The sequence below is a fragment of the Streptomyces sp. TRM49041 genome (genome assembly GCF_008271805.1).
In the GTDB taxonomy this organism is placed as follows: Bacteria; Actinomycetota; Actinomycetes; order Streptomycetales; family Streptomycetaceae; genus Streptomyces.
Map to the genome: position 1 here is coordinate 1 of NZ_VSRY01000087.1, position 21,925 is coordinate 21,925.

The window sequence follows — 21,925 nt, forward strand, 5'->3', positions numbered from 1 at the left end:
GCTGGCCTTGGTGGCGTCCTTGGAGGCGGCGATGGCCGCGTTGTACGCGCGCGAGGCCGCGTTCCCGGCCGACGCGGCGGCGGCAGCGGCTGCCTGCGCGGCCTGGGCGGCGCGGCTGGAGGCTGCCTGCGCGGCGCGGGATGCGGCGATCGCGGTGGACGCGGCGTCGGCGGCTCCGCGCGCGGCGTTCGCGGCCTTGTTCGCCGCCGTGGCCGCCTTGCGCACGTCCTGCTGGGCAGCCCTCGCCTCGTCCGCCGCCAGTAGGGCGGCGGCCTTGGCCTTCGCGGCGGCCTCCTTCGCGCGGTCGGAGGCGGCGACGGCCTGCTCCGTCTTCAGCTTCGCCCGTCGGCCCTCGCGTTCCACGATGGCGACCAGCTGGTCGATCGTCGCGGCCTCTTCGTCGCGGGCCCGGGCGATGTACTGGCCGGAGACGAGGAACTGGCTGATCGCCTCGGGCGATCCGTCGTTCAGGGCACGCTCCGCGTACAGCCGCACCTGCGGGGAGGCGGTGGAGAGGATGCTGAAGACCTCCATCCGCTCGTCCTCGTGCCGCGCGGTGTGCCGGGTCTTCTCCAGGAAGGTGCACAGGGCGTCCGGGGTGCCCTCGTCCAGCGCCGCGGTGCCCGCCCGCCGCACAGCGGTGCCGCTGTTGTTCATGACGGTGAGCACCGCCACCCGCAGATCGGCCTCCACGGACTGCGCGTAGCCGTCGACCAGGTAGGAGGCGATCGCGTCGTCTCCGGCGGACAGCGCCGCGCCGGCCGTGTCGCGGACGGACTTGCCCGCGTAGGGCAGGCTGCTGAGGACGGCGAAGCGGTTGTCCTGCGCCTGGGCGAGGGGCAGTTCGCCGGTGAGGAAGGCGGAGACGGCGGCCTGGGAGCCGACGAGAGCGGTGACGGCGGCCTCGCGGACCGAGCGGCCTCCGGTCTTGTACGCCCATACGGCCTTGCCCCGGTCGGTGTCTGGGAGACCGGTGGCCGTGGCGCCGGGGTCGGTCTCGGCGGCGTGGGCTGGGGTGGCGGTCAGGGTGACGATTGAGGGCAGGGCGGGCGCTGCGGCAGCCCCGGCCAGGGTGGTGAGTATCCGGCGTCTGCTCCAGAACAGCGTTGACGACACGTGCATCCTTCCCCGTTGGGATACGACGGTGTGACGCGGACGCGGCTCCTCAACCACAGGTGGTGCGCGTGGGGTTGGAGGGCCGTGTCGCGTCCTGCGGTACGGCTGGCACGTTACCTTTTTCCGTACGGGTGTTCACGCCCCTTGGGATCACGAGGCGCGGCACCGCCTCGGCGGCCGCCGCGGCGCGCCTCGCGCACGAAGTGCCGCGGGAATGCGATGACTCCCCACGCCGGCAAGGCGTTCAGCAGCGCTCCCCCGGCGAAGGGCACGAGCGAGGCGAAGGCGACCAGGACGGAGCCGGGAAAGCGGTGCCCGAAGCGGGCGCCGAGCCGGAGCTGGCCCCCAGGGTCGCTCCACCTACCGCGCGGCCGCCGGCCACCCGTTCCACGACCGCGCGTGGTCGGTCGCGCGGCGCGGACGGCACCGCCCGACCGGGGCCGGAGGCCGGGTCCGGGGACAGGGCCGGGTCCGGGGGCTCGGTGCGGTGACTACGTATCAACAAATCCCTACAGAGTCGTTGAACATGGTTGTATGCTCCATCAGCCGCCGAGCCGTCCGGTCCGCTCCACGCGCGTTGTGCCGGGCTCGGCGCGGTTTCCATCACTTACCCCAGGGGGGGTCTCACGTGGCTGTTCACCACACTGACCGTTCGCGCAGGCGGGCCCGAAGACTCGCGTCCTGCACCGCTCTCGTCCTCTCCACCGGCCTGCTGCTCTCCGGTACGACGACGTCGGCGGCGGCAGCGGACGACCCGAACCCGGCCGGCCGCGCGCCTGTCCAGCAGGTCACGCCCGAGGTGCGGCTGCCGGAGGGCACGCTGCCGAAGAAGCGCGCCCGTATGTCGACGGAGACGCCCGCCGGGACGGAGGCCGCGGCGCCGAGCCGCAACGACCTCGACGGCGACGGCGAGAGCGACATCCTCTACCGCACGCTGGACGGCTCGTACTACCTGAAGCACTCAGGCGACACCGCCAACGACACGGACTACGGGCTCTACACGTACTCCGAGGAGAAGTTCAAGGACGTCATCCCGCTCGGCGACATCAGCGGCGACGGCGTCGCGGACCTGCTGAGCCTGACGCAGTACGGCAAGCTCTCGCTCCACCAGGGCTACTACGGCGGCCACGGCGCCGGGGACGCTTCCTGGTCCGGCAACGGCTGGCAGATCTACAACAAGGTGCTCTCCACCGGCGACGTCACCGGTGACGGCAAGGCCGATGTACTGGCCCGCACGCCGGACGGCGAGCTGTACCTGTACGCCGGCACGGGCAACGCGGCCGGCCCGCTGAAGTCGCGTGTCAAGGTCGGCCGGGGCTGGCAGATCTACGACCAGCTCGTCGGCGTGAGCGACGCGAACGGCGACGGCATCGGCGACCTGTACGCCCGCACCCCGAGCGGCGACCTGTACTTCTACGCCGGTTCGGGCGACGCCGCGGCGCCGCTCAAGGCCCGCGTCAAGGTCGGCAACAGCTGGAACACCTACAACCAGCTGTTCAGCGTCGACGACGTCACGGGCGACGGCATCGCCGAGCTGTGGGGCCGTACGACCACGGGCACGACGTACTTCTATCTCTCCGACGGCGCCGGCCGCCCCACCAGCCGCGTCGAGTTCGGCGTCGGCTGGAACGTCGTCGACCTGCTCGCGAGCCAGGGCGGCAACACCCTGCTCGGCAAGGGCACGGTCCTCGGTCTGGACACCAAGGGCACGCTGTTCCTCTACGGCTCCCGCAACAACGGCACGCTGACCGCCCGCGAGCAGATCAGCGACATCGGCGGCTGGCAGGGCGCCCGCATCACGTACGCCAACTCGCTGGACGCCAACGACTACGCGGACCTCATGGAGGTCTACGACGGCTACCTCTACAACTCCGCCTCCGGCACCGTCCTGGGCAGCGGCTGGAACGCCTTCAACAGCCTCGTCGGCCCCGGCGACCTGAACGACGACGGCAAGGGCGACCTGCTGGCCCGCACAAAGAGCGGCGTGCTGTACCTGTACCGCGGCAACGGCAGCGGCACCGGCTTCGCGCCCCGCATCAGCGTCGGCTCGGGCTGGGGCCAGTACAACGCGCTCGTCGGCGCGGGTGACATCACCGGCGACGGCCGCGCGGACCTCCTGGCCCGCCACACGGACGGCTCGCTGTACCTGTACACCGGCACCGGCAACGCCTCCGCGCCCTTCAAGGCGCGCGTGCGCATCGGGGGCGGCTGGAACACGTACAACAAGCTGGTCTCCCCCGGCGACATCAGCGGCGACGGCCGCGCCGACCTGCTGGCCGTCTCCGCCGACGGCACCCTGTACCGCTACCTGGCCACGTACACGGGCACGGCGAACGTCTTCACCCCCCGCGCGAGCCTCGGCGGCGGCTGGAACACCTACCGCAGCCTCCACTGACAACGGCGGGACCAACGTCCCGCCACCGCACGACGAAGCCCCCTGCCGGACTCCCCGGCAGGGGGCTTCGTGGTCGTGGACCCGTACTGTCGCCACACGTGGTTGCCCACTCCACGGGGCACGAGAGCCTCGCCGCCGGCAGACGCTCGGCGACACCGAGCGGTGCACGTTGCCCGTGCGGACGAACAGGATTCGGGTCATCCCCCGTCCGTGGGAGGCGTCGCCGCGGAGGCGGCCTCCTCCTCCCGCGTGGCAGACGTACGGGGAGCCGGCAGCTCGCCGTACTGCCCGTAGGCGCCGTAACGGCCACAACGGCCGCCCTTGGGAAGCGGAGCCATGCTGAACACGGTACCGAGCACGCGGACGCCCACGCGCTCGAGCGATTCCGTGGCGGTGCGCACCTGGTCCCGGTTCGTCTTCGCGGCCCGTACGACGAGCAGCGCCCCCTGGGAGAGAGAGGCGAGCCCCATGGTGTCGGCGACCGGCAGCAGCGGCGCAGTGTCGACGATCACGACCTCGTACAGGTCCGCCAACTCGTGCAGCACCTCGCCCATGCGCGCCGAGGCGAGCAGTTCCGCGGGGTTCGGCGGCACAGCACCGCTCGCGAGCACCGAAAGCCCGCCGGCGACCTGCTGCATGACATCCTCGACACGGGCCTGCCCGATGAGCACCGTGGTCAGGCCCGCATCCTGGACGAGGCCGAAAGTCGGCGCCACGCACGGGCGGCGCAGGTCGCCGTCCACAAGGCAGGTGGAGACGCCGGCCTCGGCGAGCGAGAGGGCGAGGTTGATCGCGGTGTTCGTCTTGCCCTCACCGGGCACCGAGCTCGCCACCACGATGATCCGCGGCGGATCGTCGACCTGCGAGAACTGCAGGTTGGTACGCAGCTTGCGGAACGCCTCGGCGCGCTTGGAGTGCCCGTCGGCACTGACCAGCGGCCGGCTTGGGGCGCTCTTGTCGTACGGGATGGTACCGAGGCTGGGCAGAGCGATGAACGCGCCCAGTGCCTCGCTCGTCTTGAACGTGGTGTCGAGCGTCTCGCGGAGGGCGACCAGCCCGGCAGCGAGCAGCAGGCCGCCGACCACGCCCACGGCCAGGTTCAGCAACGGGCGTGGCGACGCCGGAGAGGTGGGGGTGACGGCCTCCTGGGTGAGGCCGAGGGAGACCGGGGAGGCCGGGGAGACAGACGCGGCGTCCTCGCCCCCTTCGCCGTTCTCGGACCCCGTCGGGGAGACCGGCCGCTTCGGGGTCTCCAACTGCTCGACCACCGAACTGAACCGTTCTGCCACGGCGTTGGCGATGCGTGCCGCGCTCCGGGGCGAGGTGTCCCGGACGGTGATGTCGATGAGCACGGTCTTGGGCGGAACGACGGCGGCGATCCGGGACGCCAGCTCCTCCGGGGTGGTGCGCAGCCGCAGCTGTTTCACCACGGGAGCCACGACCTGACGGGTCTTCACAATCTGGGCGTACGAGTGCACACGCGCCTGCGAGAACGTCTGCCCCTGGTGCAGATCGACGGTGTTCTCACTGGTGCGGGTGGCGACGAAGAGCTGCGCCCTCGCCTCGTATTCGGGGGTGCTCATGCTTGTCACGGCGAGCGCCGCCCCGACCGCGAGAACCAGACAGACCATGACCGTCAGCCAGCGTCTGGCCAGAGCCTTCAGGAATCCTTGGAGATCCAAGCTGCACCCCTCACGGGACTGAGGGAACCACCCGAATTGGGGCTTTCTGTTCCCTATGGACGCAGTCGACCATAGGGACTCGGACTCTTCGAGCGAGGGAGCCACCCCCTGTGTCGACCCCTCGAACGACCCTTGCGACGCACACCGCGTGAGCCGGGGCTACCCCGATCCGGTGACTTCTTGTGCCATCGAACCAATGGATGTCGTCATGTTCTGTTCGCGCCACACGCCCAGGCCTTGGTGTCCACACCGAATCACGGCCGCCGCACGACCAGGACCGGGCCCATGCCGAGGAGACTGAAGAAGATCACAGCATCGCGCCGCGAAGGGCGGGCGCTACACCGCCCCCGCGCGAGCCACATCCCTGTACAGCCGTTCGAGTTCCGCGACCTTGAGGGAGCCGCGCTCGGTCTGACTGATCAGCTGCCGATTGGACAGACGATCACCGGCATCCAGCGGCCCCGTGTTTGAGAGAGCGTCAGCCAGCGAGCCGACCAGCGGATCGGGAAGCAGGTCCGCCAGCAGGCCCTCCGCCACCAGTTCTCGATAGGGCGCGATGTCGGAGAGCAGCAGCCGGCACCCGGCAGCCGCGGCTTCGAGCACCGATGAGCTTCGCTGGTCGGCCTGGGGAACCGAGATCGCCGCATCGCTTGCGCGCATCAGGCTGAACATCTCGGCCTGGCCGAGTGGCTGATCGATGACGACGACCCGGCCGGCCAGATCTTGCGCTCGGGCGCGCAGAAGCGCGAGATATTCCTGCTGCGCGCGTCTGGCGGCGGCATGCGCCGGCCGGTGACCCGCCGGCAACACGAGGAACAGGTCGGGCCCAACCCGTGCGGCACGGGTGAATGCCGCGAGAATCTCGCGCGTCCGGTAGACCTCCGACGTGCTGCGGACCGACAGCACGACCGTGGCGTCGGCCGGAATGCCGTACTTCGCGCGAGTCGACCGGGGGTCGGCGTCGTTCCCGCCATCCAGCAGCACGTCTGGTACCCCCCAGGAAAGGACCGTGATCCGTGAGCGGAGGACCCGGTACCGGCTCGCGACCAGCTCAGCCACCTCCCGGGACGTCGGCACCACGCGCGCGGCCCGCTGGAGCGCCAGCCGAGCGACCAACGCCCGGCCGGGATGCCGGTCCGCAGCCCGCAGTTCAGAGCCCCACGGAGTGATCACGAGCGGCACCGCCGGGCGGGCCGACAGCAGAAAGGAGAGCGCCCCGTGTGCACCGAGCGAATGGACGTGAATGACATCCGGCCGCGCCCGGCGCATCTCGCGGCGCAGCCAGTGCCCCGCGCGCACCACGCGCAACGGCAGGCACGCCCCCGCGGGGGCGGACGTGGATCGCCAGCCCTCGGGGCCCAGGCCCGGCTCATGCCAGCTGCAGACAGTCACCTCATGACCCCGCATGGCCAGATCGCGCGCCCAGCGCCGGGTGTGCGCCGACGTGGCCGACGCGAGCAGGACGACGCGCAGCGGCGCGGGTGGCGCATCGCTCATGCCCAGCCGTGGCGGGGCCTGGTCATGATCGGACACGGCGCTCCTTGAGTACGAACCGGCCCTTGCCCGCCGCGGCCCGCAGCCGCCCTGCCGGACTGCGTGTGTAGCGGTCCCACGCGATGGCCACCGCCGGCCATCGCGGGTCGGCGAGCACTCTTCCGGCCGCGGTCAGCAACGCGACATGCAGGCAGTGGTACGCGAAACTGGCGGGCGCGGTGTGCCGGAGGTCGTACCTGGTCCAGTACCCCAGGTCGAACGCGGCCAGCGAGTCGCGGAGCCGGTCCGCCACGCGCTCGTGGGCGGTCCCGCCCTGATGCCGACTCAGCTCGCAGAGGCCGAAGAGGGCGAAGACCGCACCGTTGAGAATGTGACTGACCGGGTCCGACGGGCACTCCTCGGGAAAAGGGCGCCCCAGTCGGTCGTAGTGCGAGCAACCGCCCGCGTCCAGCGGCCGGAGCATCAGTTCCCGCGCACCCTCACACGCATCGAGAAAGGACCGCTCGCCAGTCGTGGCGTATCCGCGCAGCATCACGGACACCGCCAGGCCCTGGGCCATGGCCGAGTACCAGCCCGGGCGCACCCCGTACCGGGGCACCGGTACCGGATAGCGCCAGCCGCCGTTGCCGTCCTGGCTGGCGCGCAGCCAAACGGCCTGGGTCAGCAGAGCCCTCACGCCCGGAGGCCGTTCGTCCGGAGTGGCCGGGTGCCGGCCGGCGGCGAGCGCGCCGGTGTGCTGTGCGAGCGCATACAGGCTGACCGAGACCGGGTTCCGGTAGGTCTCGCCGGTCGCGGCACGAGTCACCACCACGCGCTCGTGGTCGAGCGTGCTCCCGGCCGTCATCGGCCGCAGGTCGAGCGGGTACCTGCCTGGCCGGCCGGTCGTCATGTCACCCGGCGGTGTCGTCGCGTCGACCGGGAAGCTCGGCCGCCGCAGATCGCGTACCGCTTTCCCCGCCATGCCGACCAGCGTCGTTCCGGCCCACGTCCTGTTGTCCTTCACGCCGGACTCTCCCTGCGGAGCAGCCTGCGTCGCCCCCGCGCGGCCAGTCCCTGGTGGTACAGCTCGTTCACCTGACCGACTGTCCCGGCGATGTCGAACTGCCGGAGCGCGAGTTCACGGCCCCGGTCGGCCATGCGGAGACGCGCCGCGGGGTCGGCGAGCAGCGTGTTCACGGCCTGTGCCAGTGCCGGGGGATCGGCAGGCGGGATCAACAGGCCGGTGCGGCCGTTCTGGACCGTGTCCGGCAGACCACCGACGTCGGTCGCCACCACGCCCTTTCGCATGAGCAATGCCTCCACCACGGCGTAGCAGGCGGACTCGTCCATGGACGGGTTCACCAGGACGTCCAGCCCGGCCATGACCGAACTGATGTCGGACCGAAAGCCGGTGAACCGGACCCGGTCGGCGATGCCGAGCCGGGCGGCGCGGCGTTCCAGCTCGCGCCGGTACTCCCCGTCACCGACCAGCTCGTCACCGACCACGAAGAACCTGACCTCGGGGTTCTGACGCAGAATCAGCGGGATGGCGTCGATGAAGACTTCATGCCCCTTGACACCGACCTGGCGGAACTCCCGCAACTTGCTCGCGTACATGTAGCCGACCATGCCGACAGTCGGCGTGTCGTCGGTGAGGCCGAACTCGCGACGGAACGCGTCCGGCGAGGTTGCCGGATCGAAGCGGTGCACGTCGCAGCCGTAGTAGCTGACCGCGACCGACCGCGCTCCCATGGCCTGGTAGCGGCGCATGATCGCCCGGCACGATCCGAGCACCAGATCGTCCCGGCGCAGCGAAAGCCGCTCCAGGATCCGGAAGAGCACGATCCGTAGATGCACCGTTCCGGGGACCTGCGATACGACCAGTGCCGGCGGGTAGGCGGCCGACACCAGTCGGGCCACGAGCTTCGCGATGATCAGATGCGAATGGATGACATCCGGCTTGTATGCCCTGACGAACCTCATCAGCCGCCAGTGTCCGGCCAGCAGCACTGGCAGCTGTCTGATCCGATGAGGCACTCCGAACGGGATGATTTCCACTCGGACGCCGCGGAGCCCGCGCAGCCGGTCGGCGAGCGGGCCCTCTCGGGGCAGCACCGCGCACACCTCGTTACCCAGCTCGGCAAGGCCGCGCACCTGGTCGTGGAACCAGCTTCCGCCGACAGCGGCCGAGGTGATCTGCAGGACGCGCAGCGGCCGCGGCTCCCCGATCACAGACGTGCTCATCGCGCCACCGGTACCGGTCCGTCGGCCGGAGCCGGCTTCGCGGCCAGAACAATCAGCATCAGACCGGCCAGCAGGGGTGGGACCAGCAGGACCTCGCCGAACAGCGAGCAGACCCCGGCACCGACCAGGGCCAGCAGCGCCACCTCGCCCGCAGGATCACCGGACCGAGCCGCGCACCACGCCCGGCGGACGCCGAGCACGACAAGCGAGCCGATCCCGACCGCGCCCACCAGGCCGGTCTGCGAGAGCACTGTCAGGTAGGTGTTGTGAGCGAAATGCAGAAGCGGGAACTGGAGGAGCATGACCTCGTAATCACCTGTGGCTTGGTAGTAGGCGGGCAACTGGTTGGCGAAGTTCAGATATCCGACACCGAAAGCCGGGTGCGCCTCGAACATCCGTAGTGCGCTGCTCCAGAGATCGAGCCGTACCGCGGAGCTGACGTCCGGCGCGCCACCGACGATCGAGTCGAACCGGGCCGCGATCGCGGCGGGCAGCAGCGGTAGCAGGCAGGCCGCGCCGACGCTCAGGGCCAGGACGCCGCGTAGCGATCTACGGGCGGCGTAGATCGCGATCACCGCGATTCCCGCCAGATAGGCCGCGCGGCTCAGCGAGTACGCGACACCCACGACGAGCACGACGACCCCCGCGCAGATTGCCAGCCGCAGCAGGGGCGCCCGGACCGCCGGATAGCGCCTGAGCAGGACTGCGGCCGCCATGACGAACAGGGCACCCACGGTGTTGTGGTTGGCCGCGCCCTCTTGGGTGACGGCCAGAACGGCGGTGTCAGCAGGGGCGAGACCCGACTTCGCCGCGAAGACGGAGCCGATCTGAACGATGCTGATCAAGGCCACGACCACGCTGCCGCAACTGAACACCAGGAGCGCCCGGTCGAGAGCCCGTCCGGGTTCGGCGACCAGCGGCAACAGCAGCAGCGGCGCGCACATCAGCAGCAGGTACTGCCATTTGTCGGCGGCATGCAGATCGGTGTCGCCGATCAGGACGCTGGTGGCCACCAGATAACCCACCGTGCCAACGGTGATCAGGACGCCGAGAGGCTTCGGCCGCGCGATCCCCCGACCGGCGATGACGCGGCCCAGCAGGCAGACGAGCATAAGAGCGATCAGCACGCTCGGGGTGATCAGCGAGCCGCCGACGTCGGACTGTGAGAGCGGGATGGCCGCCGCGAGTACACACAGACCCACCTCCGGGATCAGGGCCAGCACAATGACCACGAGCGTGGCGACGGCGCCGACGGCACTGAGGGCGGGGCTGTACGCCATCGCGAGACAGCCGGCACCCGCCACGGTCAGGAGTCCCGCCGCGACCATGAGCCCTCTGCCGGTCACGGCGGACCTCACCTGCCTCGGGTACGCGCCCCGCCGACGGTCGCCGACCGTCTTGACCGACGGGCACCTGACGGGCCGGCGCGCCGGTGCGGCCGCGGCCTCGTCGCCTGCGCGCTCGGCCGGACGGCGCCGGCGGGCGCGGACAGCCAAGCGCACGCCGTAGGCGAGCAGCAGCGCGAACACCACGTATCCGGCCGAGTCGGCGGCGCCCGCACCGACCGCGGCATGGTGGGGGGTCAAGGCCACGAGCAGCGCGATGTTGACCACCGCGCCGATCACAGTGGCGATGATCACCGGCCGGAGCAGGCCGGCGGCCGCCAGGTAGGGCTGTACGGAGCGGGCCGCGCTGAAGAGCACCAGGCCGGGGAGCATCGCCCAGATCACCGGCACGGCACCGGAGTACTGACGCCCGTAGACCGCTGGGATCAGGATGGGCGCGGCTACCGCCGCCACGGCGGCGGCCGTGGCGGCGGCGACGAACACGGTCCGGGCGATCCGGGCCGCTGCCCGCCCATCGACGGCACCTGAAGTGACGGCGGGAAACAGCACCAGCGCGACCGTCGTCGACAGCAGGAACATCCCCTCGGCCAGGGGCAGCGCCACCGCGTACACGGCCACGGCCGTCGTCCCGGCGAGCATCTGGATCACCGGCACGTCCAGGCGGAGCAGTCCGTAATGGATGAGGTTCGGGAGATAGGACCTGAGGGCGAAGCTCCCGAAGGTACGGCTTGAGACCGGTTCACCATCGGCGTGGACGCGGGTGGTGGACGCGATCAGCAGCATCGCGGCCGAGACCAGCTGGCCGGCCAGCACCGACAGGAAGCAGCTGGTGGGGGTCAGCGATCCCGCGGCGAGCAGGCCGCAGACACCGACGAGGTAGCCGGCCGTGGGGACGGTGCTGAGCAGGTTGTACGTCGCGACCCGGCCACGACCGAGCTCAGCCATACCGAGCAACAGGGTCAGCAGGCTCACCGGGCACATGGCGGCCACGAGCAGCGCGAGCCGGTACGGCATGCCGAGCAGCACAGCCGGCCAGAGATGACCGAGCAGCAGCCACAGGCCCGCCAGTGCGCAACCCGAGATCACGGAGAACACCAGGCTCCACCGCACGATCTGCCGGAACGCGGTGTGCGAGATCCCGGCGAACCGGGCGTTGGCGTTGTCCACACCCAGGACCGTGACGATGCTCAGCACGGAGGGGACCGAGACCATGACCGCGAACGTGGCCCTGCCTTCCACCCCGAGAGCCCTCGCGGCGATGACGCCCGCCGCGAAGCTCATCGCCGTGGCCAGCAATCGCGTGGCCAGTGTTCCCCCGATCGCCGCCGGACTTACCCCCGGCAGCCGGACTCGAAGACTTTTCGTGATCGACAGCACCAGGGAACGGCCTCCGGAGTCGCGGGTCGGATCGGTGCTGCTGGGAGCGGCGGGTGTTCTCGCCGCCTCGGCATGAAGGCACAATGTAGCGGCATAAGGAGCGTAAAGTAGCGATTTGCGCACGGTAAGTAGTAGATTTCCGGCTGCCGGGCCGACTGCCGCCGCCTTCACCAGACGCCGGGAGAAGGCTTCTCCGGCGCGGATGACCGGGCAGGACAGGGGAACGCAGCTGTGAAAGTGCTCAGCGTGGTCGGCGCACGTCCACAACTCGTCAAGTCGGCGCCGCTCGCGTGGCAGCTCGCCCGCCGCGGCGAAGAGCACCTGATCGCGCACCCCGGCCGGCACTACGCGCCTGGAGGCGGGCCCGCGGTCCTTCGACCGGACGATGCCCGAGGAACGCAACCGGACCATGGCCGATCATCTGGCCGGCCTGCTGCTCGCTCCGACCGCAGTGGCGATGGCAACCCTGGTCACCGAGGGCCTGACCGCTCGCTCGCCGACTCGCCGCCACAGCCGGGCAGTTCGCATCGATCTGACGGCAGGGCGGCGTCGACGGAGGTGAGGACATGAGGATCTGGATCTTCAACCACTACGCGGCGCCACCGGACTGCGCCGCCGGCACCCGGCACTACGAGCTGGGCCGGGTGCTGGCGGCGAAGGGGCACGACGTCACGATCTTCGCCAGCAGCTTCAGCCATTTCAGCAGGCGCGAGGAACGGCTCACGCCCGGCGAGAAGGTGGCCACCCGGACGATCGACGGCGTCCGCTTCGTCTGGGTCCGCACGCCGCCCTACGCCGACAACGGATACCGCCGCGTGCTGAACATGGCCCACTATGCGGCCCGGGTGCTCTCGGCGCAGCGCGGCCTGAACCGGCCGGATGTGATCGTCGGGTCATCAGTGCACCTGGCCGCGGTGCTCGCCGCCTGGGTGGCGGCCCGCTGCCGCCGCGCCCGCTTCGTCGTCGAGCTGCGCGATCTGTGGCCGCAGACACTGATCGACATGGGCGCGCTGCGCGCGAACGGGCTGCCTGCCCGGCTGCTCCGGCTGGTCGAGTCGTTCTGCTGCCGGCGTGCGTCCGCCGTGATCTGCCTGCTGCCCGGCGCCGGCGACTACCTGGAGGCCCGCGGTCTCCCGGCCGGCAAGATCCATTATGTGCCGAACGGGATCGCCGACTTCCCCCGGCCGATGGATCCGGACCGGCAGGCCGACCCGGACGTTGCGGACCCCGGGCACCGGGCCGCCGACCTGATCGACCGGATCAGGCGCTTCCGCAAGGACGGTTGTCTCACCGCCGGTTACATCGGCTCGCACGGACCGGCCAACGGGGTGGCGACCATCGTCGCGGCCGCGGCGGAGTTGCGAGCCGCCGGCCATCCACGGATCGCTGTGGTGATGGTCGGCGACGGCCAGGAGAAGGCCGCGTGCCAACGACTCGCTGACCGGCATGGCCTGGACAACGTGCTGTTCTGGTCGCCAGTACCGAAGCAGGCCGTGCAGGCCGTGCTGGCCGAGCTGGATGTGACGCTGTTCTGCCTGCGCGATGTCGCGGTCTTCAAGTACGGCCTGAGCAGCAACAAGCTGTTCGACTACCTGGCGTCCGGCAAGCCGGTGCTGTTCGCGAGCAACGCGCCCGGCGGCCCGGTCCGCGAGTCCGGCGGCGGCGTGTGCGTACCCGCCGAGTCACCGGCGGATATGGCGGGCGCGCTGGCCGGGCTGGCCGCGATGAGCGAGACCGAAAGGGAGCGGATGGGCGAGCGCGGCCGCCGCTGGATCTACCGGCATCACGGCATGACCGCTCTGGCGGGCGCATTCCTCACCGCGGTCTCGGAACCGGCGCGGCGCGGGGGTCCGGTGACGGAGGCGCAGCTGTGACGCTGCACATCGTGGGCGCGGGCGGCTTCGGCAGGGAGACGCTGGACGCGGTGCGGGCGACAGCCGCGGCACCCGAGGTGGTTTTCGTGGACGAGCACCCGTCGGCCACCAAGGTGGACGGCTGTCCGGTGCTGCCGCCCGGGCGGTTGGCTGCGTCCGGCGGGCAGCGGGACGAGTTCGTGGTCGCGATCGCCGACGCCGGAGTGCGCCGCAGGTTGGCCCGAGAGTTCGAAGATCGCGGCCTGCGAGCGGCGACAGTGATCGACCCGCGTGCGGTCGTCTCCCCCGGCGCCAGGATCGGGCGTGGCTGCGTTGTGCTGGGGCAGGCGTTCATCTCCACCGGCACCGTCATCGGCTCACACGTCCAGGTGAACTACCAGGCCAGCATCGGTCACGACACGGTGCTGGAGGATTTCGTGACGATCCTGCCGGGGGCCAACATCGCCGGCAACGTGACCATCGGCGCCGGGTCCACGGTGGGCAGTAACGCCGCCGTGCTACAGGGCCGGCGGGTCGGGTCGTCCGTCATGGTCGGCGCCTCGGCTCTGGTGACCCGCGATGTCGCCGTCGGTCAGCTGGTCGTCGGCGTCCCCGCCAGGACCCGGGAGCCCTGACCGTCCGGTTCGATCACGGGATCCCGGGAGCCCGGCGTCGGCAAAGCTCCCATGCAGAAGGACATGCCCAGCGCGGGCAATCGGTGCGGGTACGGCAGCGAGGGCACGCTGGGCACCGCCGTGCCGCCCGTCAGGTCCCGATCACGGCCGCGACCGGGCGTACACCGGGCGGCGCGGCCAGGACCTGGGCGTGGTTCCGGTCCATCGCGCCAGGTCACGCACGCCGGCACGCGGTCACCGGGCACCGACCGGCATCGGCTGATCCGTGGCATTCGGCGACGCGGTTGCCCGGACGACGGCGGTGGTCACCGCGTCGGCGATCTCGGCCACCTCGGCCTCGGTCAGCCGGTGGTGCACCGGCAGCGACAGCATCGCCTGGGCGACGGCCTCGGTCACCGGCAGTGCTGCGGCGTCCACCGTGCCGCCGTCCCGACGGGCGAAGATCGGCTGCCGGTGTACCGGCGGGAAGTAGATCCGTGCTTCGATGCCCTGCGCCAACAGGTCGGCGAGCACCTGGTCGCGGATGCCGGGAAGCAGGCAGGTGTAGAGACTCCAGGTTCCCCGGACATCGGGTACCTGATGCGGCGTCATCAGGTCGGGCAGGTCGGCCAGCCGCCGGGTCAGTGATTCCGCGATCAGCTGTTTGCGCCGCAGGATGCCGTCCAGCTTGCGCAGCTGCACCCGGCCGATCGCGGCCTGCATCTCGGTCAGCCGCCAGTTGTAGCCGAGGCTCTCGTGCTGGTACAGCCCGGTCTGACCATGGTTGCGGAGTAGTTTCAGCCGCTCCGCGACGCCCGGGTCGTTGGTCAGCACAATGCCGCCCTCACCGGTGGTGATGTTCTTGGCGGGGGTGAAGCTGAACATGGCCGACCGGCCGAAGGTGCCGACCGGTCTGCCGCGGTACTCGGCGCCGGCCGCCTGCGCGGCGTCCTCCAGCAACGGCACGCCGGCCGCGCCGCACACCCGCGCCAGCCCGTCGAGGTCGCCGGGCTGCCCGGCGTAGTGGACGGTCATGACCGCCCGCGTGGCCTTGGTGATCCGGGCGCCGACCGATACCGGGTCGAGGTTGAACGTCCGTGGGTCGATGTCGGCGAACACCGGGGTGGCCCCGACGTGGCACACCGATGTCGCGGTGGCGACGAAGGTCATCGACGGGACGATCACCTCGTCGCCGGGGCCGATTCCCTCGGCGAGCAACATCGCGTGCAGCGCGGCCGTGCCGGTGCAGAACGTCACACCGAACCGCGCCTGATGCCGGTCGGCGAACTCCTGCGCGAAGGACTCGTTCTCCGCGCCGTTGGTGAGAACACCGCTGCGCAGGACCCTGCGTACCGCCTCGCCCTCCTCCTCACCGAGATCGGGACTGGCAAGCCGGATCCGGACGTTGCTGTCAGGCACCTGTGAGCATCCTTCCTGATTTGCGGGCGATCGGATCGTTGTCGTGGCTGGCGGTGGCTCCGCCCCCGGCCAGGACCGTCCAGATGGTGAGGAACAAGATGGCCAGGTCGAGCCGGAAGCTCTGGCGGAGGACGTAACGCAGATCCCACTCGATGCGCTCCGGCCAGCTCAGCCGCTGTCGCCCGTGCACCTGCGCCAGGCCGGTCAGGCCTGGGGTGGCCAGCAGTCGCAGCTGCTGACGATCGGTGTACCGGCGTACCTGGTAGGGCAAGGTCGGCCGAGGCCCGACCAGGCTCATCTGTCCGCGCAGCACGTTGACCAGCTGCGGCAACTCGTCAAGGGACGTACGGCGCAGTACCCGGCCGACCGCGGTCACCCGGGCGGTGTCGTCGTCACCCGGACTCTCCGGGCCTGCCGGAACATTCCGCATCGTGCGCAGTTTCAGCAGGACGAACAGGCGGCCGTCGCGGCCGACCCGCTGCTGCCGGAACAGAACGGGTCTGCCATGCGCGAGCAGGTGCGCCAGCGCGGCGATCGCGCAGAGCAGCGCGACCGGCACGATGATCAGGCTGACCACGACCAGGTCCAGCAGTCGCTTGCCGCGGTACGGCCTGCGGCGAGGCACCTGGTTACCGACCCGGGCACCGCCGGGCATCGCGGTGGGCGCCTCCGGGACCGCCGAGTCCGCCGGGGACCGGCCCGGCAGAGGCGGGGCGGTCATCTGCTGGCCTCCGCTTTCTCGGGCTGGCCGGGCAGCACGGGCGGCTGGTCGGCCGACTGCTCGGGGCCGGGCGCCGTGGCGAGGCGCGCCAAGGCGGCGCGCACCTCATCCGGATCGGTGAGGTGACCGATGCCGGTGACCTCACCGGCATCGAGTACGGGCACCGGAACCTGTCTGACCAGCGGATGCCTCGGCCGGTGGTCCGGCTCCCCCTTGCCCAGCAGATCCTCGCTCAGCTTTTCGCCGGGTCGCAGCCCGGTGAAGACGATCTCGACGTGCCGCGACGCCGCGGCGGCCATACGACGGACGAGGTCGACGATGGGGACCTGGTCTCCCATGTCAAGGACGAGGGCCTCTCCGCTCTCCCCGACGGCCACGGCCTGCAGTACCAGTTGGACGGCTTCGGTGGCTGTCATGAAGTAGCGAGCGACCTGCGGGTGTGTCACGGTGACCGGGCCGCCCGCAGCGATCTGCGCGGACAGCGAGCCGAGCAGCGAACCCCGGCTGCCCAGGACATTGCCGAACCTGACGGACGCCCAGGTCCCAGGGTATTCACCGGCCATGTGTGCGGTGAGCCGCTCGGTGATCCGCTTGGACGTGCCGAGGACGCTCACCGGGTCGGCCGCCTTGTCGGTGGAGACGTTCACGAACGACCGCACGCCACAGGCCGCAGCCGCTTGCAGCACGTTCATCGTGCCGATCACGTTCGTCTTCAGCGCCTCGGCCGGATACCGCTCGAGCAGCGGGAGATGTTTCACCGCCGCCGTGTGGAACACGATCTCGGGGCGGGTCTGCGCGAAGATCTCGTGGATGCGGGAGGCATCGGTGATGTCGGCGAGCACCACCTCGTCGGAATCGAGCAGCGCACGGCCGTGCAGCGCGAGCTGGATCGCGTGCAGAGCCGATTCGTCCCGGTCGAGCAACACCAGCGACGCGGGACCCAGCCGGTGCAACTGGCGGCACAGCTCCGAACCGATCGAGCCGCCGGCGCCGGTGACAAGGATGCGGCGTCCGGCGAACTGACCGGCAGCCGATTCAAGGTCCAGCCGGATCGGATCGCGGCCCAGCAGCTGAGTGATCCGCGGGTCGCGGACGTCGTCGATCCGCGCCGGTCCGGCGACCAGTTCCTCAACGCGCGGAATCACTGTGGTGATCAGGTCGATCGACTCGGCCAGTGTGATCAGCTCGCGGATCACTCGGTCGTCCCGGCACCCGCCGGCGATCGCGATCACCATGACCGTCGCCCCGGTCTCCGCAGCGACCTCCGCGAGCCGTTCCCGCCCGCCGCGCACTCGGATACCGCAGATCCGCAGTCGGCGCTTGCCCGGGTCGTCATCCAGCAGGGCAACCGGTCGGTACCGCGCGCCAGGCTGACCGACCAGCCGCTGCACCAGTTGCGTTCCGGCGCTGCCCGCACCGAACACGATCACCTTGACGGCGGTCGGCGCGGGCCGTCTCGGCCTGCGCAGGACGGCCGCGACTGCGGCCCTCACGGCGATCATGGCAAGCACTCCGACCAGGGCGGCGAGTCCGGCCACGCCCGGCTTGTCGCCCACCAGGGGAAGCCCCGCCTGGCAGATGCCCTCCAGAAGGAGCCCGGTCAGCCCGGCGGAGACCAGCACCGCTCTCAGCTCCGCGCCGGTCTCCGCCTGATAGCGCCCGGAATAGAGCCCGCACACGGCCCCGGTCAGCACTACTGCTGTCCATGTGACAGCACAGACGATCACCAGATTGCCAGGTCCGACGACCAGATCAGAAGCGCTGTTGGTGGCCAGGGCGGCAATCAACAGGCCGCAAGTCCAGGCGATCGCGTCTATGGCGGCCTGCACCGCCGGCCGGCGACAGCGGGCGGCAACGCCGGACCAACCACCCGGCAAAGCGCGGCTTTCCTGTGCGGTGTGGAACGCCGCAGGATGAACCGCTGTCAGCTTGTCGTTGCCCGCGCATTCCCCACGCAAGGTGAACCCCGATCAACAGGTTGTCATTTGCCGAAGACCTATTTCGGCATCTTTCCGACGGTATGTCCACAGACGCCGCCGCATCCTTCTGGGTGGATCAGCACATTTCCCGCGTTCTCGCGGACGTGATTCTCTGTGGGTACGATTCCGCTGCTCGGGCGGATGAGTCCCGCCGCACCTTCTTGAGCGGGCGCGGGCCCCTTGAGTTTCACTCAAGCGGCCCGATTACTTCACGCACGGCTGGACGCGCACCTTGGTGGTCTGCGGTTGCACCAACGGCTGCGAGGGCACCACGGGGGTGCGGTCCGAAGCCGGTTCCAGCAGACGAATCTCCACTTCTCGCGTCTGACCGGGCAGGAGTTCCACCCGCGTCCCGAATACCGGGTGACCGCGCTCCTCGGTCGACGACAACAGAAGTGGCCGCCCGTCCAGGGTCCCCCCGGTGAACTGCGCACCGGAACTGGCGTACAACGAGAACCAGATGCTTGTGGACCCCGGGGGGTGTGAGTGCCGGGGATCGTCGGAACGGAGAGCGACGAGGGCAGGCAGGCCCGAGGTGGGAGCGGCGTTTGTCAGCCTGATTCGCACCACGCTGGAACGGGTACCGCCCTCGCAAGGACCGAGCTCGTAGGTCAGCGACCGCCGCAGATAGTAGTCCATCTTGTTGCCTGCGGAATTGTTGACCACGAGATAGGCGAACGGGCCTTTTCTCTCGGGGATTTCGCCCGCCATCCCGCTTTCTTCGAGCGCCGACGCGGTGGAGGCATCCCTGCTCCACACACGCAGTCGGCCGTCGTCGACGTTCTGCCGCAGTGCGTGGAGGAGGGCCACCGAATCGTGGTCCTGGCGCAGCAAGGCAACAGCGACCGATTGTGCGACCTGCACCAGGAAACGCTTTCGTTCGGTGTTGCTGTACGACGCGTAAAGGGTGCTCTCGGTGAACTCTACGGCGTTGTCCGCCGTCAGCTGCTTTCCGTCCGGAAGCCGGACCGGCCCCGTGGCTTCGAGGACACGGGCGAGTCCCACAGGATCGGTCGCGATGGCCCCATCGAGACGCTGCCCCGTATGGCGTTGCCACAAGCCCACCCAGATCTGCGCCGCATAGGGAAAATGAGCGGACAGATTGGAATTGGCCAGTCCCTGGGTGCTCTCAACAGCTCCGTACCGGCGGTCGAACGCCGGCCCGAAGTTCGCCACGGGGGTGGCGGTACGCGGCAGCGTGTCATCCGACGCGAAGTCGTGCAAAGTGATTCGGCCACGGTCGGCGGTCAAGATACCGAAGGTGCCTACGAGGCCACCGGTGCCCCGGGCCTCGGCATTGTTCTGGAAGGCAAGAAAGTAGGAGCGCGGCTCCGAGGCACCCAGCAGAGGCACCAGCAGCCGCGTCGTCGCCTCCGCCTCGGAGACCGAGTCGGAAAGGCGCGCCACTCGGTCGGACAGCCGCTGCCGCGCCATGTCGAGGCGACCGACCACCGTCGAGCCGGGCAGGCCATTCAAACTCGTCTCGATTCCGGTCAGTTGACGGTGCACATTCCCCAGCAGGTCCGTGGCAGCCGAAAGCCGACCGAGGTCGACGCGACCGTGGTGCACGATCCGGCCGGACGTGAGCATCTGATGCAGTCGCACAGCCTCCGGCAGCACCCCGGTGGCCATCTCGTCGGCGGCGACACTCAGCCCCCGGGCGGAATGGAGCGGCGGGCCCATCAGCGGGAGCTTCTCGGCTACGCTCCACACCGGCGTGGCAGCCGCGCTCCGGGCGGCCGCTGTGTGTTTCCGGATGTCGCCCAGCACCTCGGCTGAGGGCCGGCGATGACTGGCCATCTCCGTTTGCAGTCGGTCAGTGGCCACCTGAGCCGCAGCGAGATTGCTCTGGACCGCGCGGACCTCCCACACCAGGAAACCGGCAGACGCGGCTGACAACAGACCGACAGCTCCGACAACCCAGAGAAAGGCTCGGTGGCGGCGCCGCAACATCAGAGCCGCGAATGCCCGCGCACTCTCCACAGCACCCTTCCGGCTGCACGTTGGGTCCTTCCCTGCCTTCATTGCCTACCCATGAATCGAAGGGTCCACGGAAACCATGCATTTGGATTGAATCAGTAATGACAGTCACTGAGACGCGTTGCGGACTTCACCGCACCAGGTGGCGGGAAACTCGGTCCGAACGGCCTAACACTCCGGCCGTACTTCTGAATTCTTCCTGGCCGTGCGTCCAGGCAGGGTCATTGCGTGATCGAGTTCTGTCCCCGACCGGGTCATCGACTCCGGCTGGTACATCGAGGACGTCGTCGACCCGAACTTCGTCCAGAACGAGGCCTGCCGGCTCGGGAACCGGTGGGTGAACTTACAGGGCAACGTCTTCCGTCTGCTGCTGCGCCGCAGCGAGGACTTCGTGTCACCGGGGAGTCGGCCCGGCTGGGGCACGCGTACCTCTCCGACGGGCGACACGACGTGAACGGCGTGTTCATGGACGGCGGCTCGCACCTGCGCCTGTTCGTGGCACAGGGCACGGCCCCCGTCCCGCCGGGCACGCTGCAAGATCACTGCCCAGCCGTGGGGGACAAGCCGCGGCGCGTACGATGCGCAACGCCACGCCCCCGGCAATGCAGCTGCCGGGGGCGTGGCGTTGTCACGAGGGGCTACCGCGCCAGACGGTAGCCAAAGGCACAACCCCTACTCGATCTCGTCGGAGAAGCTCACCCGCACCGCAACCACGGCACCCGAGGCATCCAGGTCGGCCGACACGGGGAAGTATCCGTCGCCCCAGCTCGTCATCGCGCAGAGCAGTCGGGCGTCGCCGATATCCACCGTTCCGGCCTCGACTTCAGAGGCACGAACCTGTCGCATGACCTGCCAGTGGTGGGAATGGGGCCGGAAGTCCACCATCATGCGCCGCCCGGTCTCCTCCTTCCAGCTCTGCACGTCGCGAGCCTTCTCCATCGCCTCCGACACGGCCAGCCCAGTCCACCCGCGGACACCGTCTTCGCCGGGTTCGCCCAGTTCCGGTGCTGCGAACCTCGCGGCGGCTTCCTCCGCGGCGGCGCCCCAGAACGCGACGTCGGCCTGGCCGTCCACAGGCTCGTCGTGCTGCCAGGCGTTCAGGGCATCGGCGTCGCCGAAGAGCACCCGGGCCCAGTCGACACCGATGTCACCCAGCGGCACGGATGTCTCCGCTTGGGCTTCGCTCATCCGAACCGATATCTCAGACCAGCGCGGCCCAATGCCGGCGCCCGAGTCGACCCGGGAAGCCAGCACCGGCAGATGACGATCGCGGGGCACCCCTCCCACTGCGACCACGGGCACCCCGAACATCAGAAAACCGCCGCCGCCTTCAGCGGCAGTGCGGCGCGCGCGTTGGGCATGTGGTTCGCGGCTCGACAACGCCTCCAAGCGAGCGTCCAACCCTGCGGTCCGGCAGTGCTCTTCGAACATCGTCTCAAGCTCCACCACCCGGGAGGCCGGGATGTCGTGGAGCATGGCACCTGGCTGCCGGTCGAAGCTGCGGGCCGCTGCCGAGGCGTCTGGGCCGACCACGGCGAAGTCGACCGAATTGAGCACGTCGGCAGCCATCGCCGGATCGTCAGCACCAAGCAGCGCGGGGTCGATCTCCGCCGGCGACCGCTCTCCGCTCCACAACCCCAGATGGCCGCCGTCAACGACGACCAGCGTCCCCGACGGGCAGCTGATCTCTCCGAGCCTGAAGATTTTTTCCATGGCGCGCGAGTCT

Annotated in this window: 15 protein-coding genes; 4 read left to right on the forward strand and 11 right to left on the reverse strand. The window is 70.0% G+C overall.

Going from position 1 to position 21,925, the window contains the following annotated elements:
* Window positions 1-1,116: ALF repeat-containing protein (locus tag FVS66_RS06970; protein WP_262386844.1), on the reverse strand; the 1,116-nt coding region annotated here is incomplete at its 3' end.
* 628 nt (window positions 1,117-1,744) lie between these two features.
* On the opposite strand from FVS66_RS06970, the gene FVS66_RS06975 reads away from it, so the two are divergent.
* The gene (locus FVS66_RS06975; protein ID WP_262386845.1) at window positions 1,745-3,511 is read left to right on the forward strand and encodes a VCBS repeat-containing protein; all 1,767 of its coding nucleotides are present in this window, start codon (window positions 1,745-1,747) and stop codon (window positions 3,509-3,511) included.
* 197 nt (window positions 3,512-3,708) lie between these two features.
* On the opposite strand, the gene FVS66_RS06980 is transcribed toward FVS66_RS06975, so the two are convergent.
* The 5 genes from FVS66_RS06980 to FVS66_RS07000 all read right to left on the reverse strand — a co-directional run bounded on the left by FVS66_RS06980 (window position 3,709) and on the right by FVS66_RS07000 (window position 11,966).
* A complete protein-coding gene (locus FVS66_RS06980) occupies window positions 3,709-5,193 on the reverse strand; it encodes a polysaccharide biosynthesis tyrosine autokinase (RefSeq protein ID WP_187645418.1) in 1,485 nt (494 codons plus the stop codon).
* A gap of 336 nt (window positions 5,194-5,529) precedes the next feature.
* Window positions 5,530-6,726 carry a glycosyltransferase family 4 protein gene (locus tag FVS66_RS06985; RefSeq protein ID WP_149180122.1) on the reverse strand — a complete coding sequence of 399 codons (1,197 nt, stop codon included), beginning with the start codon at window positions 6,724-6,726 and terminating at the stop codon, window positions 5,530-5,532.
* Window positions 6,713-7,690, reverse strand: a complete 978-nt coding sequence (locus tag FVS66_RS06990) for a D-glucuronyl C5-epimerase family protein (protein ID WP_149180123.1) — start codon at window positions 7,688-7,690, stop codon at window positions 6,713-6,715. The genes FVS66_RS06985 and FVS66_RS06990 overlap by 14 nt, the downstream gene beginning before the upstream one ends.
* The gene (locus FVS66_RS06995; protein ID WP_149180124.1) at window positions 7,687-8,910 is read right to left on the reverse strand and encodes a glycosyltransferase family 4 protein; all 1,224 of its coding nucleotides are present in this window, start codon (window positions 8,908-8,910) and stop codon (window positions 7,687-7,689) included. The genes FVS66_RS06990 and FVS66_RS06995 overlap by 4 nt, the downstream gene beginning before the upstream one ends.
* A complete protein-coding gene (locus FVS66_RS07000) occupies window positions 8,907-11,966 on the reverse strand; it encodes an O-antigen ligase family protein (protein WP_262386846.1) in 3,060 nt (1,019 codons plus the stop codon). Before FVS66_RS07000 ends, FVS66_RS06995 begins: the two co-directional genes overlap by 4 nt.
* A 76-nt stretch (window positions 11,967-12,042) precedes the next feature.
* Here FVS66_RS07000 and FVS66_RS36525 point away from each other — a divergent pair, with 76 nt between their 5' ends.
* Genes FVS66_RS36525 through FVS66_RS07015 form a run of 3 tightly spaced genes read left to right on the forward strand, consistent with a single transcriptional unit; the run spans window position 12,043 to window position 14,121 of the window.
* Complete coding sequence (locus FVS66_RS36525) at window positions 12,043-12,195, forward strand: hypothetical protein (protein WP_316248169.1); 153 nt, start codon at window positions 12,043-12,045, stop codon at window positions 12,193-12,195.
* 4 nt (window positions 12,196-12,199) lie between these two features.
* Window positions 12,200-13,507, forward strand: coding sequence for a glycosyltransferase family 4 protein (locus FVS66_RS07010; protein WP_149180126.1), 1,308 nt, complete (start codon window positions 12,200-12,202; stop codon window positions 13,505-13,507).
* Entirely contained in the window at window positions 13,504-14,121 is a 618-nt protein-coding gene (locus FVS66_RS07015; RefSeq protein ID WP_149180127.1) for an acetyltransferase, read from the forward strand. Before FVS66_RS07010 ends, FVS66_RS07015 begins: the two co-directional genes overlap by 4 nt.
* Before the next feature lie 234 nt (window positions 14,122-14,355).
* Here FVS66_RS07015 and FVS66_RS07020 read toward each other — a convergent pair whose 3' ends face one another.
* The 5 genes from FVS66_RS07020 to FVS66_RS07040 all read right to left on the reverse strand — a co-directional run bounded on the left by FVS66_RS07020 (window position 14,356) and on the right by FVS66_RS07040 (window position 21,912).
* The gene (locus tag FVS66_RS07020) at window positions 14,356-15,519 is read right to left on the reverse strand and encodes a DegT/DnrJ/EryC1/StrS family aminotransferase (protein ID WP_187645419.1); all 1,164 of its coding nucleotides are present in this window, start codon (window positions 15,517-15,519) and stop codon (window positions 14,356-14,358) included.
* Window positions 15,512-16,240 (reverse strand): sugar transferase, encoded by a 729-nt coding sequence (locus FVS66_RS07025; RefSeq protein WP_262386847.1) that lies wholly within the window; start codon window positions 16,238-16,240, stop codon window positions 15,512-15,514. The genes FVS66_RS07020 and FVS66_RS07025 overlap by 8 nt, the downstream gene beginning before the upstream one ends.
* Window positions 16,237-18,198 carry an SDR family NAD(P)-dependent oxidoreductase gene (locus FVS66_RS07030; RefSeq protein ID WP_222946904.1) on the reverse strand — a complete coding sequence of 654 codons (1,962 nt, stop codon included), beginning with the start codon at window positions 18,196-18,198 and terminating at the stop codon, window positions 16,237-16,239. The genes FVS66_RS07025 and FVS66_RS07030 overlap by 4 nt, the downstream gene beginning before the upstream one ends.
* A 225-nt stretch (window positions 18,199-18,423) precedes the next feature.
* A complete protein-coding gene (locus FVS66_RS07035; protein WP_187645420.1) occupies window positions 18,424-20,202 on the reverse strand; it encodes a DUF4012 domain-containing protein in 1,779 nt (592 codons plus the stop codon).
* Between the two features lie 669 nt (window positions 20,203-20,871).
* Complete coding sequence (locus FVS66_RS07040) at window positions 20,872-21,912, reverse strand: hypothetical protein (RefSeq protein WP_149180130.1); 1,041 nt, start codon at window positions 21,910-21,912, stop codon at window positions 20,872-20,874.
* Between the last annotated feature and the right edge of the window lie 13 nt (window positions 21,913-21,925).

What these genes read in the sequence shown, in the direction of transcription:
- FVS66_RS07025 (WP_262386847.1), bottom strand. Translation starts at nt 16,240, where the DNA reads ATGACCGCCCCGCCTCTGCCGGGCCGGTCCCCGGCGGACTCGGCGGTC.
- FVS66_RS07040 (WP_149180130.1), bottom strand. Translation starts at nt 21,912, where the DNA reads ATGGAAAAAATCTTCAGGCTCGGAGAGATCAGCTGCCCGTCGGGGACG.
- FVS66_RS07010 (WP_149180126.1), top strand. Translation starts at nt 12,200, where the DNA reads ATGAGGATCTGGATCTTCAACCACTACGCGGCGCCACCGGACTGCGCC.
- FVS66_RS06995 (WP_149180124.1), bottom strand. Translation starts at nt 8,910, where the DNA reads ATGAGCACGTCTGTGATCGGGGAGCCGCGGCCGCTGCGCGTCCTGCAG.
- FVS66_RS36525 (WP_316248169.1), top strand. Translation starts at nt 12,043, where the DNA reads ATGGCCGATCATCTGGCCGGCCTGCTGCTCGCTCCGACCGCAGTGGCG.